A 13,239-nucleotide genomic window follows, 5' to 3' on the forward strand; every position below is an offset into this window, starting at 1 on the left:
CTACCTCATAGCGCCGCGCGGAGCGCTTCGCGGATCAGGGTTTCGCTGTCGGCACCGGCGCGGCCCACTTTGCTGACCATTCGGCTGGCTTCCTGTGGTTTATAGCCCAGAGAAACGAGGGCAGCAACGGCTTCCTGCTCCGCATCGTCCGCCTGGCCGTTATCCGGCGAGGTCAGCACCAGATCGGCCGCCGGCGTAAACAGGTCGCCATGCATGCCTTTGAAGCGGTCTTTCATTTCAACGATCAGGCGTTCGGCGGTTTTCTTACCCACGCCCGGTAGCTTGATCAGGGAGCCAATTTCTTCACGCTCGACGGCGTTAACAAATTGCTGAGCCGACATCCCGGAAAGAATAGCCAGCGCCAGTTTTGGCCCTACGCCGTTCACCTTAATCAGCTCGCGGAACAGCGTCCGCTCCTGCTTATTGTTAAACCCGTAGAGCAGTTGAGCGTCTTCACGCACCACGAACTGAGTGAACACCACCGCTTCTTTGCCAATGTCCGGCAGCTCATAGAAGCAGGTCATCGGCATATACACTTCGTAACCCACGCCGTTGGTTTCCAGCAATACCAATGGGGGCTGCTTTTCCAGAACGATGCCTCTGAGTCGACCTATCACATTGTACTCCTGCGTTTTTACGTTGATGCGCGAAAAAGTAACGCTATGATATAAAAAAGGCTGGATAGATATCCAGCCTTAATTATTTTAATCGTCCCCGCGCCAGGTTAAGCCGCGATTCGCTCATCTGGGCCGCGTTTTGCGTCACGTGGCAATGCGTGATGGCGATAGCCAACGCATCCGCCGCATCAGCTTGAGGATTAGCCGGGAGCTTAAGCAACGTGCGCACCATGTGCTGCACCTGACTTTTCTCCGCGCTGCCTATGCCCACCACGGTTTGCTTTACCTGACGTGCCGCGTACTCAAACACCGGCAGGTCCGCATTCACCGCCGCGACAATGGCCGCGCCGCGCGCCTGCCCCAGCTTAAGCGCGGAATCCGCATTTTTCGCCATAAACACCTGCTCGATGGCAAAATACTCGGGCTGGAACTGGGTAATGATTTCGCTCACCCCCGCGTAGATAAGCTTCAGACGCGAGGGTAAGTCGGCAACCTGCGTTCGGATACAGCCGCTGCCCAGATAGGTCAACTGCCGCCCGGTCTGGCGAATAACGCCGTAACCGGTGACGCGTGACCCCGGGTCGATGCCGAGAATAATCGCCATCACGCGTCTCCTGAGTACAGGTCAGATATTGGCTGCGCCATTAAAGGGTAGCCGCCACCTCGTCGGAGATCTCACCGTTGTGGTAAACCTCCTGCACGTCATCACAATCTTCCAGCATGTCGATCAGACGCATCAGCTTAGGCGCGGTGTCCGCATCCATGTCTGCTTTGGTGGAAGGGATCATTGAAACTTCTGCGTTGTCCGCCTTCAGGCCCGCCGCTTCCAGCGCATCTTTCACTGCGCCCATCTCTTCCCACGCAGTGTAAACGTCGATAGCACCGTCGTCGAAAGTCACGACGTCTTCAGCACCGGCTTCCAGCGCCGCTTCCATGATCTGATCTTCGTCGCCAGCTTCGAAGGAGATAACGCCTTTCTTGCTGAACAGATAAGCTACGGAGCCGTCGGTGCCCAGGTTCCCGCCGCATTTGTTGAACGCGTGGCGCACTTCGGCAACGGTACGGTTACGGTTGTCACTCAGACATTCCACCATCACAGCAGAGCCGCCAGGGCCGTAACCTTCATAAATGATGGTTTCCATGTTCGCATCATCATCGCCACCCACGCCGCGTGCAATCGCACGGTTCAGGGTGTCGCGCGTCATGTTGTTTGACAGCGCTTTATCGATAGCTGCGCGCAGACGCGGGTTAGACCCTGCATCGCCGCCGCCCAGACGGGCAGCCGTCACCAGCTCGCGAATAATTTTGGTGAAAATCTTACCGCGCTTGGCATCCTGTGCCGCTTTGCGGTGTTTCGTGTTGGCCCACTTACTATGACCTGCCATAACAATCTCCAAAAGCGCCTGTATCAGGCGGCATCAATTACAAACTCTTCAATCGCCTGCCGGTTGCTCCATGACTTGGTCATCAGGGCCGCCTCTTCGGCGGGCACCCATTTCCAGGCCAGATGTTCGGTAATCGTAATCTGGCGTTCATGAGGCAGCGCAAGACAGAACCACGATTCCGTATTGCGCGTGATCCCCGGCGCATAGCGATGACGCAAATGAGTAAATATCTCAAACTCCACCCGGCGCTGGCAGTCAACTAACGGCAGAGGCTCATTGAGCACGTCGATAGCGACCTCTTCCTTTACTTCACGCCGGGCGGCATGCAGCGCGCTTTCTCCTTCTTCGAGGCTGCCGGTGACCGACTGCCAAAAATCCGGATCGTCGCGCCGCTGTAACATCAGCACCCGCTTCGTATCTTCTGCGTAAATGACCACCAGAACCGAAACGGGACGCTTATAAGGCATCAGTTTTTCTCTGCCTTTTTGATGACTTCAATCCCCAGCTCGGCAAGCGAAGCCGGGTTAGCGAAGCTTGGTGCTTCGGTCATCAGACAGGCGGCAGCCGTGGTTTTCGGGAAGGCGATAACGTCACGGATGTTGTCGGTGCCGGTCAGCAGCATGGTCAGGCGATCCAGACCAAACGCCAGGCCTGCATGAGGCGGCGTGCCGTACTTCAGCGCATCCAGCAGGAAGCCAAATTTCTCGCGCTGTTCCTGCTCGTTGATGCCCAGAATGCCGAACACGGTCTGCTGCATCTGACCGTTATGAATACGCACGGAGCCACCGCCCACTTCGTAGCCGTTGATAACCATATCGTAGGCGTTGGCAATCGCGGTTTCCGGCTGAGCCGCCAGCTCTTCAGGCGTCATGTCTTTCGGCGCAGTGAACGGGTGGTGCATCGCGGTCAGGCCGCCTTCACCGTTGTCTTCAAACATTGGGAAGTCAACCACCCACAGCGGTGCCCATTTTTTCTCATCGGTAATCTGCAGGTCTTTACCGATTTTCAGACGCAGTGCGCCCAGCGCGTCGGCAACCACTTTCTTGCTGTCCGCGCCGAAGAAGATCATGTCGCCGTCGGCTGCGCCAGTACGTGCCAGGATAGCTTCAACGATATCCGCGTTCAGGAACTTGGCGACCGGGCTGGTGATGCCTTCAATGCCTTTCGCACGCTCGTTAACCTTGATGTACGCCAGGCCGCGAGCGCCGTAAATTTCAATGAACTTGCCGTAGTCGTCAATCTGTTTACGGCTGATCTGTGCGCCACCCGGCACACGCAGCGCGGCAACGCGGCCTTTCGCGTCGTTTGCCGGGCCAGAGAAGACTTTAAACTCTACGTCTTTGACCAGGTCAGCCACATCCACCAGCTCCAGCGGGTTACGCAGGTCCGGCTTGTCGGAACCGTAGCGGCGCTCAGCTTCGGCGAAAGTCATCACCGGGAAGTCACCCAGGTCAACGTTAATGGTATTGATCCACAGTTTGCGCACCAGATCTTCCATCACTTCACGCACCTGTGGCGCGGTCATGAAGGACGTTTCAACGTCGATCTGGGTAAATTCTGGCTGACGGTCAGCGCGCAGGTCTTCGTCGCGGAAACATTTCACGATCTGATAGTAGCGGTCAAAGCCGGACATCATCAGCAGCTGTTTGAACAGCTGAGGAGACTGCGGCAACGCGTAGAATTTGCCTTTATGGACGCGTGAAGGCACCAGATAGTCACGTGCACCTTCTGGCGTGGCTTTGGTCAGCATTGGGGTTTCGATATCGAGGAAACCGTGGTCGTCCATAAAGCGGCGCACGAAGCTGGTAATTTTTGCGCGAGTTTTCAGGCGCTGAGCCATTTCTGGGCGGCGAAGATCCAGATAACGGTACTTCAGGCGCGCTTCTTCGGTATTAACGTGGTTGGAGTCCAGCGGCAGCACGTCAGAGCGGTTGATGATGGTCAGTTCGGTGGCAAACACTTCCACTTCACCAGTCGCCATATCTTTATTAACGTTGCGCTCGTCGCGAGCACGCACGGTGCCAACAACCTGAATACAGAACTCATTACGCAGTTCAGAGGCGAGCTGGAACGCTTCCTGACGGTCCGGGTCGAAAAACACCTGCACGATGCCTTCACGATCGCGCATATCAATAAAGATAAGGCTACCGAGGTCACGGCGACGATTGACCCACCCACTAAGCGTTACTTGCTGTCCCACATGGGATTGATTGAGCTGCCCGCAATATACTGTACGCATGAGATATCCCTTAATCAGCTGCACGCGACCCGCCACCTGCGACGGCAGGCGCTTTGGTGGCAGCTATTTCGACTGTCACAACTGGATGAAAAAAGGGGGCTATTATACTGGAAATAATGGCTGGCGATAACCCCGAAACCGCCGACTGGCGCGAATCACAGCGCCGGTATTGCAGATTCTCACAAAAATTAACAAAATTTGTAAACTCAGCAACCTGGCTTCCAGCGTAAGGTATTGACCCTTAACCCCAATGTTAACCGGAGTCACAATGACACAACTCAACGCATCTCGTACTGCCCTGGTGGTGATTGACCTGCAGGACGGCATTTTACCGTTTGCCGGCGGGCCCCACAGCGCCAGCGACGTCGTGGCTCGTGCAGCGCGCCTGGCGGAAAAATTCCGCGCCAACGGTTCGCCGGTGGTGATGGTGCGCGTGGGCTGGTCAGCCGATTACGCCGAAGCCCTGAAACAACCTGTTGATGCCGCACCTCCGGGCCATGCCCTGCCTGAAAACTGGTGGAGTTACCCGACCGCGCTCGGTAAAAAAGAGAGCGACATTGAAGTCACTAAACGCCAGTGGGGCGCGTTTTACGGCACCGATCTCGAGCTACAATTGCGCCGCCGCGGCATCGACACCATCGTGCTTTGCGGTATTTCGACCAATATTGGCGTCGAGTCCACCGCTCGTAACGCATGGGAAATGGGCTTCTCGTTGGTTCTGGCTGAGGACGCCTGCAGCGCAGCCAGCGCCGAGCAGCATAATCACAGCCTGAAGTTCATCTTCCCGCGCATCTCCCGCATTCGCAGCACCGAAGAGATAATCGCTTCGCTATGATTTATATCGGCCTTCCTCAGTGGCAGCACCCGAAATGGAACCGGCTGGGCATCACGTCGCTGGAAGACTATGCCCGTCACTTCAACTGTGTGGAAGGCAACACCACGCTGTACGCTCTGCCAAAAGCGGAAATCGTACAGCGCTGGCGGGAAATGACAGGCGACAGTTTTCGCTTCTGTTTTAAATTTCCCGCCACCATTTCCCATACCGCCGCCCTTCGCAACTGCGGCGATCTCACCGCCGAGTTTTTTGACCGCATGTCGCCGCTGGCGGGCAGGATAGGCCAATACTGGCTGCAATTGCCGGCCACCTTCGGGCCTGGCGATCTCCCGGCGTTATGGAATTTTCTGGATGCATTGCCCGCAGAGTTCACCTATGGCGTTGAAGTGCGGCACCCGGCCTTTTTCGACAAAGGTGCGGATGAACAGGCACTGAACCGTGGCCTGCATGACAGGAAAGTGAATCGTGCCATTCTCGACAGCCGCCCTATTCACAGCGCCGTACCGCACAACGAGGCGGTACGAGAGGCCCAGCGTAAAAAGCCAAAAGTCCCGGTGCATGCCATCGTGACCGCCTCAAACCCGCTGGTGCGGTTTATCGGCAGCGACAACATGGAACAAAACGCCGCCCTGTTCGACGTCTGGTTAAAAAAACTGCCGGAATGGGCGACAAAAACAACACCCTACCTGTTTCTGCACACTCCGGACATCGCCCAGGCGCCGGAGCTGGTTCATACCCTGTGGCCCGCGCTGCAGCACGCTTTTCCTGAATTAGGTGCCCCGCCCGCCATCCCGCAGCAGGCCACACTTTTCTGACCACTAGCGACAGTACTTCACTTGCGAGCTATCATAGCCTGAGCCGTAACTATTTCGACATGGAGTTAATATGGTAAGCGCGCTTTATGCGGTGCTGGCTGCTCTGCTGTTAATTAAGTTTTCGTTCGACGTTGTTCGCCTGCGAATGCAGTACCGGGTCTCCTACGGCGACGGCGGCTTTAGTGAACTCCAAAGCGCCATTCGTATTCACGGTAATGCGGTGGAATATATCCCCATTTCCCTGCTGCTTTTATTGCTGATGGAGATGGACGGCGCCGAAACCTGGATGGTGCATATTTGCGGTATTATGCTGCTGGCCGGACGCCTGCTGCATTACTACGGATACCATCATCGTCTTATTCGCTGGCGTCGTTCCGGCATGAGCGCCACATGGTGTGCGCTATTGCTGATGGTGCTGGCTAACTTATGGTATATGCCGTGGGAGTTGGTTTTCTCGCTCCATTAACGCAAAATACGCCCCTTTCGAATTTCCGGATTTAACGTTATGTCTGACCGCGATACGCTGTTTTCCGCCCCGATAGCCAAACTGGGCGACTGGACCTTTGATGAACGGGTAGCCGAAGTCTTCCCCGATATGATCCAGCGCTCGGTGCCAGGTTACTCCAATATCATCTCCATGATTGGCATGCTGGCGGAGCGCTTCGTACAGCCCCACAGCCAGGTTTACGATCTTGGCTGCTCTTTGGGCGCGGCAACATTATCGGTACGACGCAACATTCATCATGATAGCTGCAAAATCATCGCCGTCGACAACTCGCCGGCCATGGTCGAACGCTGCCGTCGTCATCTTGACGCCTTTAAAGCGCAAACGCCCGTCGAGGTCATCGAAGGCGATATCCGCCATATCGCCATCGAAAATGCCTCGATGGTGGTGCTGAATTTCACGCTGCAATTCCTTGAGCCCGACGACCGTCAACTGTTGCTGAATAAAATCTGGCAGGGCCTGAAGCCGGGCGGCGCGCTGGTGCTTTCCGAGAAATTCAGCTTTGAAGATGCCGAAGTCGGCGAACTGCTGTTCAACATGCACCACGACTTTAAGCGCGCCAACGGCTACAGCGAACTGGAAATCAGCCAGAAGCGCAGCATGCTGGAAAACGTGATGCTGACCGACTCGGTCGAAACCCATAAAAAACGCCTCAAGCAGGCGGGCTTTGAGCACGCCGAACTGTGGTTCCAGTGCTTTAACTTTGGCTCTCTGGTAGCCGTCAAATCCGGAGAAGTCGCGTGATTGATTTCGGTAATTTTTATCAGCTGATTGCAAAAAACCACCTGGCCCCGTGGCTGGAAACCCTGCCCGCGCAAATTGCCAGCTGGCAGCGTGAATCCCTGCACGGCCAGTTCAAGCACTGGTACAACACGGTGAACTATCTGCCGGAGATGATGCCTCATCGTCTCGATCTCCTGCATAGCGTTACCGCAGAATCTGCCACGCCGCTAAGTGAAGGCCAACAGCTTGGCATTGAAAAGCTGCTCCGCAACCTGATGCCCTGGCGCAAAGGGCCCTACTCGCTGTATGGCGTAGATATCGACACCGAATGGCGCTCAGATCTTAAATGGGATCGTGTCTTGCCACATATCTCCCCTCTTGCCGGGCGAACCGTCCTCGACGTGGGCTGCGGCAGCGGCTATCACCTGTGGCGCATGATTGGCGCAGGCGCGCAGTTGGCGGTTGGTATTGACCCGATGCAGCTGTTTATTTGCCAGTTCGAAGCCGTGCGCAAGCTGTTGGGCAACGATCAGCGCGCCCACGTTCTGCCGCTGGGTATTGAGCAGCTTCCGGAGCTGAATGCCTTTGATACCGTGTTCTCTATGGGCGTGCTTTACCATCGCCGCTCGCCGCTGGATCACCTCTGGCAGTTGAAAAATCAGCTGGTCAAAGAGGGCGAACTGGTGCTGGAAACGCTGGTCGTGGAAGGCGATGAAAATACCGTCTTAGTGCCGGGCGAGCGTTACGCGCAGATGCGCAACGTTTACTACATCCCGTCCGCGCTGGCGCTAAAAAACTGGCTGGAGAAATGTGGTTTTGTCGACGTGAAGATTGTCGACCACTGCGTCACCACTCAGGAAGAACAGCGCCGCACGTCGTGGATGATCACCGAATCGCTGGGTGACTTCCTCGACCCGAACGACAGCAGCAAAACCATTGAAGGTTACCCCGCCCCACTTCGTGCCGTACTGGTGGCCCGCAAGCCATAATCCGCAAATAAAAAACCCGGCGCTGATTGCCGGGTTTTTTATCTTCGCCATCGCTTAGCGATAGACCTGTGCGGTTCCGCTCCACAGGCTGGAGTCGCTCGGGGTGCTGAGGCCAGTAATGTTAATCTTGCTACCACCGATTTTTTCGGCTTTGACCTGGAGCTGATTGATGGCGTCATCGGTGCTACCGGATACGCCTCGAACGGACACAACGCCAATCTGCTCCTCACCAGCAGCGCTACCGTTAAGTACTTGAGGCAACGGTGCGGCAAAAGCGGCAGATGCAAAGACGGATGACAGAGCCAGGATGACAGTTGCAGTTATTTTTTTCATTTTTAATTCCCTCTAACATGGATAGTTGTCGGAGAGGATTATTCACAATGGGGTGTTTTGTAACGTAAGTGGCTGGCAAACGATGTTAAACAATGTGTGCAAAAAATGCAGAATCCGTTACACAACGCGTCACTGGTTACAAAATAAAAAAAGCCCCAGCAATACGCCGGGGCCTGGTACGAGCAAGCATCATATTGGGCGACATGATGCGCGGTAGAAATCTTTTCAGCGCGGCGAGTTTGCGCTCGCAAGCGCGTTTTTCATGGCCGCTACTACATCACCATCCACGCAGTAGCGATTAAATTCATCGGCTTCAGCATCGGCGCTCATCGACACGCCTGCTTTGCGATAGCGCATCGGGGAAGGCACCGACCGCCCCGCCGAACTGTGCAGCTCCTCAATGCCGTTTGCAACAAACTTATTGAGGTTGCTCAGACGCACGCCTGCGCCAGCCATAATAATTGGAGCACCAGAATGCTGTTTTAGTTCCCGAAGAAGTGAGATTCCCGTTTCAGCCGTTTGCTGCTGCCCTGAAGTCAGTATTCTCGCTACGCCTAACGCCGCCAGTTGCTCAAACGCCTGCAGCGGATGATGGCACATATCAAAAGCCCGGTGGAACGTCACGGCCATGCCCTCAGCGGCCTGCATCACCTGCTCCATCCGCGGCAAATTAATATTACCGTCTTCGTCCAGCATCCCGATCACAAACCCAGGGAAACCGAGTTCGCGCACAAATGCAATATCCTCGAGCATGGTGGCAAATTCGCCGTCGGTGTAGCAAAAATCACCGCCGCGCGGGCGAATAATCGGATGCACCGGAATCGATACTTTTTGTCTCACCTGGCGCAACACCCCAGCAGAGGGTGTCAACCCGCCTTCTTTAGGCGCCGAGCAGAGTTCAATTCTGTCCGCGCCGGCCTGTTCTGCAGTCACCGCACAATCTATTCCATAACAGCATATTTCAAGCAAAGCCATTGATTACTCCTGATAAAACCTGCAGTTCGCCGGTTGTGTCCCCGTCACTGAATGATAATCTTAAAAGAGGTCCACAAAAAGGTAGCGTACTATGGCATTCAATTTTGATGAATGGATCGACAGGCGTCACAGCGACAGTTCGAAGTGGAATAAATTTGCTGAAAACGTGCTGCCCATGTGGGTTGCTGACATGGATTTTCGCTCCCCACCCTGCATTCTTGAGGCACTTCAGGCGCGCGTCCGGCACGGCGTATTTGGCTACGGCAAGCGCCCGCATGAACTGATAGATGTTCTGACCGAAAGACTCGCCAGCCGCTACCAGTGGCGCATCAAACCAGAATGGCTGGTCTTTTTGCCTGGCGTTGTTTCCGGCCTGAATCTCTGCGTTCGAGCCTTTACCGCCGCCTCTGAATCGACGATAGCCCCAACGCCGATATACCCGCCGTTTCGTAAAGCTTCCGAACTTGCACAGCGTACGCAGATTAACGCGCCGCTCAGGCTGAAAGAGAAACGCTGGATTCTCGAGCTTGAGGCATTAACGGCTGGTATGACGGGGAATGAAAAACTATTAATGCTTTGCAACCCGCAGAACCCAGGCGGCACGGTTTACCGCCGTAACGAACTCGAGCAGCATCTGGCCTTTGCACAGCGCCACGATTTAATTGTCTGTTCCGACGAAATCCACTGTGACTTATTGCTTGAGCCCGGCGTAACACACATTCCTTTCGCGACATTAAGTGAAGATGCTGCGCAGCGTTCGGTGACGCTACTCTCCCCGTCCAAAACCTTTAATATTGCCGGGCTTGGCGCCTCGGTGGCGGTTATTCCCAACCCTGAACTGCGGCGCAAATTCAAAGCCGCGCGAGCCGGTATTGTTCCGGAGGTAGATATTCTTGCCCTGACGGCGGCGGAAGCGGCCTGGCGAGACGGCGATGCGTGGCTCCAGGCGCTGCTGGTTTATCTGCGCGCTAACCGGGACAGGCTGACGCAAGCGGTAAATGCCACGCCAGGTTTAACGATGATATCGCCGGAAGCCACTTATCTCGGCTGGGTTGATGCCAGCGGATTAGGCGTAGAGAACCCGGCGGAATTCTTCCTCAACGCCGGGCTGGGCTTTTCTCCCGGCATAGATTTCGGCGAGCAACAGTTTGTCCGAATCAATTTTGGCTGCACGGCGGCGCTCCTTGAAGAAGCCATCATCCGCCTGCAAAACGCGGTGCAAAAGCGCTGATCAGTCGCCCTGTTCGCTGGCGACTATCTGCTCAATACTCCAGGGATGGAATTTGATGGTCACTTTACCGTCGGTGACCGCAAGCGTTGGGTTAGGCAATCTTTCGCGATCGCCTTTCGGTGAGCTGGTTTTCACTGAAATGCCCGTTTCACGCAGCCCGGCGTCAGACAACAAGTCCAGCGCCCGCGCGTTAAGCGTTGCTGGTTCGCCCGGCAGCACAATCTCAACGTGTTCCCAGCCTTCATGCGGGTAACGTTTTTCCCCAGGCCACGGCAGTTCCACAACCGTAAACCGCCAGTGTTCAACGCACACCGGCTCATCGAGCTTGAATAAACAGATCGGGCGGCCATTGATGATATTTTCACTCAGCAGCGTGCCGCATTTTTCCAGCCCTGCACGCCAGCGTTCGGCAGTCGCGTTCTGGTGGCAGCGCAAAGAAATGTGATCGGCATCCAGGGGCGCAATCTCCAGCCCAAGCCGGGTGGCAAGTTCTGTTAACGCTTTCGTAAATCTTGGCAGATCTGCCGAAATATCATGCAGTTCATCTACCGCCTGCCAGTGTGCCATGCCGCCATCCTCTTTTTCAGAAACCGCGTAATCTACCCTGTTCCTGACAGGTCGCCAACTCCCCGTCAGAGCCAAATACCGATGAATGGTTATTCATTGCGCCGTTAATAATAATTGCATTGCCCGCAAGCGAGGCTTTTGCTGACGTCAGAGCGCAAATAACGTTATACTCACGCCCTGTTTTCTTTCCTCATTTTTAGGCGGCCCTTGAGTGGCAGCCCAGTACAAATTGTAAGGTATCCCGGTGAATATTCAGTCTCTTCTCTCAGAAAAAGTCAGCCAGGCGCTGATTGCTGCAGGTGCGCCAGCGGACTGCGAACCGCAGGTTCGTCAGTCAGCAAAAGTCCAGTTCGGCGACTATCAGGCCAATGGCGTGATGTCCGTTGCCAAAACGCTGGGCATGCCGCCGCGACAGGTTGCAGAGAAGGTCATCGCTAACCTCGATCTAACCGGGATCGCCAGCAAAGTAGAGATTGCCGGTCCAGGCTTTATCAACATCTTCCTCGACCCGGCATTTCTGGCGAAAAACATCGATGAGGCAGTAGCGTCCGATCGCGTTGGCGTGAGCGTGTCTGAACCGCAAACTATCGTCGTCGACTATTCCGCGCCAAACGTTGCCAAAGAAATGCACGTGGGCCATATCCGCTCCACCATCATCGGTGACGCGGCTGTGCGTACCCTCGAGTTCCTTGGCCACAAAGTCATCCGTGCCAACCACGTTGGCGACTGGGGCACTCAGTTCGGCATGCTCATCGCGTTCCTGGAAAAACAGCAGCAGGAAAACGCGGGCGAAATGGCGCTGGCCGACCTGGAAGAGTTTTACCGCGCGGCCAAAAAACACTACGACGAAGACGAAGTCTTTGCCGAGCGCGCCCGTGGTTACGTGGTTAAGCTGCAGGGCGGCGATGAATACTGCCGTGAGATGTGGCGCAAGCTGGTCGACATCACCATGACGCAGAACCAGAAAACCTACGAACGCCTCAACGTGACGCTCACCCGCGATGACGTGATGGGCGAAAGCCTCTACAACCCAATGCTGCCTGGCATTGTGGCGGATCTGAAAGAAAAAGGTCTGGCGGTAGAAAGCGAAGGCGCGACCGTGGTGTTCCTGGATGAGTTCAAGAACAAAGATGGCGACCCGATGGGCGTGATCATCCAGAAGAAAGATGGCGGTTACCTGTACACCACCACCGACATCGCCTGTGCCAAATATCGCTACGAAACCCTGCATGCCGACCGCGTGCTCTACTTCATCGACTCCCGTCAGCACCAGCACCTGATGCAGGCGTGGACCATCGTGCGTAAAGCAGGCTACGTACCGGAGTCCGTCACCCTGGAACACCAGATGTTCGGCATGATGCTGGGCAAAGACGGCAAGCCGTTCAAAACCCGCTCCGGCGGCACCGTGAAGCTGACCGACCTGCTGGATGAGGCAATGGAACGCGCCCGCGGTCTGGTTGCGGCGAAGAACCCGGACATGCCTGCGGACGAACTGGAAAACCTGGCCAAAGCGGTAGGCATTGGCGCGGTGAAATACGCCGACCTGTCCAAGAGCCGTACCACCGACTACATCTTCGACTGGGACAACATGCTGGCCTTCGAAGGGAACACCGCGCCGTACATGCAGTACGCTTACACCCGCGTCCTGTCCGTGTTCCGTAAAGCCGACCTCGACGAAGCTGAACTGCTGAAAGCGAAGGTCGTCATTACCGAAGATCGTGAAGCCCAGTTAGCCGCCCGCCTGCTGCAGTTTGAAGAGACACTGAACGTGGTAGCTCGCGACGGTACGCCGCATGTGATGTGTGCCTATCTGTACGATGTTGCCGGCCTGTTCTCCGGCTTCTACGAGCACTGCCCGATTCTCAGCGCCGCCGATGAAGCGACCCGTAATAGCCGCCTGAAGCTGGCACTGCTTACCGCGAAAACGCTGAAGCTGGGTCTGGACACGTTGGGTATCAACACCGTAGAACGTATGTAAGTCTCAGACGTAGAAACAACAAACCCGGCCACTGTGCCGGGTTTTCT

At 55.7% G+C, this 13,239-nt stretch carries 15 protein-coding genes; 7 read left to right on the forward strand and 8 right to left on the reverse strand.

Annotation, left to right across the window (positions count from 1 at the left end):
• Positions 1-5: 5 nt before the first annotated feature.
• The 5 genes from ruvA to aspS all read right to left on the reverse strand — a co-directional run bounded on the left by ruvA (position 6) and on the right by aspS (position 4,241).
• Positions 6-617, reverse strand: a complete 612-nt coding sequence (gene ruvA, locus LH23_RS18995; RefSeq protein ID WP_008453936.1) for a Holliday junction branch migration protein RuvA — start codon at positions 615-617, stop codon at positions 6-8.
• An 82-nt stretch (positions 618-699) separates the two neighbouring features.
• Entirely contained in the window at positions 700-1,221 is a 522-nt protein-coding gene (gene ruvC, locus LH23_RS19000) for a crossover junction endodeoxyribonuclease RuvC (RefSeq protein WP_016536954.1), read from the reverse strand.
• A 40-nt stretch (positions 1,222-1,261) separates the two neighbouring features.
• Positions 1,262-2,002 carry a YebC/PmpR family DNA-binding transcriptional regulator gene (locus LH23_RS19005; RefSeq protein WP_039294570.1) on the reverse strand — a complete coding sequence of 247 codons (741 nt, stop codon included), beginning with the start codon at positions 2,000-2,002 and terminating at the stop codon, positions 1,262-1,264.
• A 23-nt stretch (positions 2,003-2,025) separates the two neighbouring features.
• A complete protein-coding gene (gene nudB, locus LH23_RS19010) occupies positions 2,026-2,469 on the reverse strand; it encodes a dihydroneopterin triphosphate diphosphatase (RefSeq protein WP_008453929.1) in 444 nt (147 codons plus the stop codon).
• On the reverse strand, positions 2,469-4,241 hold the full coding sequence (gene aspS / locus LH23_RS19015) for an aspartate--tRNA ligase (protein ID WP_039294575.1): 1,773 nt from the start codon (positions 4,239-4,241) through the stop codon (positions 2,469-2,471). Before aspS ends, nudB begins: the two co-directional genes overlap by 1 nt.
• Before the next feature lie 268 nt (positions 4,242-4,509).
• On the opposite strand from aspS, the gene LH23_RS19020 reads away from it, so the two are divergent.
• From LH23_RS19020 to cmoB, 5 genes are all read left to right on the forward strand, one after another.
• On the forward strand, positions 4,510-5,076 hold the full coding sequence (locus tag LH23_RS19020) for a hydrolase (protein ID WP_039294578.1): 567 nt from the start codon (positions 4,510-4,512) through the stop codon (positions 5,074-5,076).
• A complete protein-coding gene (locus LH23_RS19025; protein WP_039294581.1) occupies positions 5,073-5,891 on the forward strand; it encodes a DUF72 domain-containing protein in 819 nt (272 codons plus the stop codon). The genes LH23_RS19020 and LH23_RS19025 overlap by 4 nt, the downstream gene beginning before the upstream one ends.
• Before the next feature lie 70 nt (positions 5,892-5,961).
• Positions 5,962-6,357 (forward strand): MAPEG family protein, encoded by a 396-nt coding sequence (locus LH23_RS19030; RefSeq protein ID WP_039294583.1) that lies wholly within the window; start codon positions 5,962-5,964, stop codon positions 6,355-6,357.
• Between the two features lie 39 nt (positions 6,358-6,396).
• Positions 6,397-7,140, forward strand: a complete 744-nt coding sequence (gene cmoA / locus LH23_RS19035; RefSeq protein ID WP_039294586.1) for a carboxy-S-adenosyl-L-methionine synthase CmoA — start codon at positions 6,397-6,399, stop codon at positions 7,138-7,140.
• Positions 7,137-8,108, forward strand: a complete 972-nt coding sequence (gene cmoB, locus LH23_RS19040) for a tRNA 5-methoxyuridine(34)/uridine 5-oxyacetic acid(34) synthase CmoB (protein WP_039294589.1) — start codon at positions 7,137-7,139, stop codon at positions 8,106-8,108. Before cmoA ends, cmoB begins: the two co-directional genes overlap by 4 nt.
• A gap of 54 nt (positions 8,109-8,162) precedes the next feature.
• Here the strand turns inward: cmoB and LH23_RS19045 are convergent, their stop codons facing one another.
• Entirely contained in the window at positions 8,163-8,441 is a 279-nt protein-coding gene (locus LH23_RS19045) for a DUF1471 domain-containing protein (protein ID WP_039294590.1), read from the reverse strand.
• A gap of 225 nt (positions 8,442-8,666) precedes the next feature.
• Complete coding sequence (cutC, locus tag LH23_RS19050; protein ID WP_039294593.1) at positions 8,667-9,416, reverse strand: copper homeostasis protein CutC; 750 nt, start codon at positions 9,414-9,416, stop codon at positions 8,667-8,669.
• 91 nt (positions 9,417-9,507) lie between these two features.
• Between cutC and LH23_RS19055 the strand changes: the two genes are divergently transcribed.
• Positions 9,508-10,647, forward strand: coding sequence for a MalY/PatB family protein (locus LH23_RS19055; protein WP_039294595.1), 1,140 nt, complete (start codon positions 9,508-9,510; stop codon positions 10,645-10,647).
• Here LH23_RS19055 and LH23_RS19060 read toward each other — a convergent pair whose 3' ends face one another.
• Entirely contained in the window at positions 10,648-11,214 is a 567-nt protein-coding gene (locus LH23_RS19060) for a VOC family protein (RefSeq protein WP_039294597.1), read from the reverse strand. It lies immediately after the preceding gene.
• Between the two features lie 244 nt (positions 11,215-11,458).
• Between LH23_RS19060 and argS the strand changes: the two genes are divergently transcribed.
• On the forward strand, positions 11,459-13,192 hold the full coding sequence (argS, locus tag LH23_RS19065; RefSeq protein WP_008453907.1) for an arginine--tRNA ligase: 1,734 nt from the start codon (positions 11,459-11,461) through the stop codon (positions 13,190-13,192).
• Positions 13,193-13,239 lie beyond the last annotated feature (47 nt).

It is taken from the genome of Cedecea neteri (assembly GCF_000758305.1).
GTDB classification, from domain to species: Bacteria; Pseudomonadota; Gammaproteobacteria; order Enterobacterales; family Enterobacteriaceae; genus Cedecea; species Cedecea neteri_C.

Bases quoted from the DNA above. Each gene is read 5' to 3' on its own strand.
- cutC (WP_039294593.1), bottom strand. From the start codon at position 9,416: ATGGCTTTGCTTGAAATATGCTGTTATGGAATAGATTGTGCGGTGACT.
- LH23_RS19020 (WP_039294578.1), top strand. From the start codon at position 4,510: ATGACACAACTCAACGCATCTCGTACTGCCCTGGTGGTGATTGACCTG.
- LH23_RS19045 (WP_039294590.1), bottom strand. From the start codon at position 8,441: ATGAAAAAAATAACTGCAACTGTCATCCTGGCTCTGTCATCCGTCTTT.
- LH23_RS19025 (WP_039294581.1), top strand. From the start codon at position 5,073: ATGATTTATATCGGCCTTCCTCAGTGGCAGCACCCGAAATGGAACCGG.
- LH23_RS19055 (WP_039294595.1), top strand. From the start codon at position 9,508: ATGGCATTCAATTTTGATGAATGGATCGACAGGCGTCACAGCGACAGT.
- LH23_RS19005 (WP_039294570.1), bottom strand. From the start codon at position 2,002: ATGGCAGGTCATAGTAAGTGGGCCAACACGAAACACCGCAAAGCGGCA.
- LH23_RS19060 (WP_039294597.1), bottom strand. From the start codon at position 11,214: ATGGCACACTGGCAGGCGGTAGATGAACTGCATGATATTTCGGCAGAT.
- ruvC (WP_016536954.1), bottom strand. From the start codon at position 1,221: ATGGCGATTATTCTCGGCATCGACCCGGGGTCACGCGTCACCGGTTAC.
- nudB (WP_008453929.1), bottom strand. From the start codon at position 2,469: ATGCCTTATAAGCGTCCCGTTTCGGTTCTGGTGGTCATTTACGCAGAA.
- cmoA (WP_039294586.1), top strand. From the start codon at position 6,397: ATGTCTGACCGCGATACGCTGTTTTCCGCCCCGATAGCCAAACTGGGC.
- LH23_RS19030 (WP_039294583.1), top strand. From the start codon at position 5,962: ATGGTAAGCGCGCTTTATGCGGTGCTGGCTGCTCTGCTGTTAATTAAG.
- aspS (WP_039294575.1), bottom strand. From the start codon at position 4,241: ATGCGTACAGTATATTGCGGGCAGCTCAATCAATCCCATGTGGGACAG.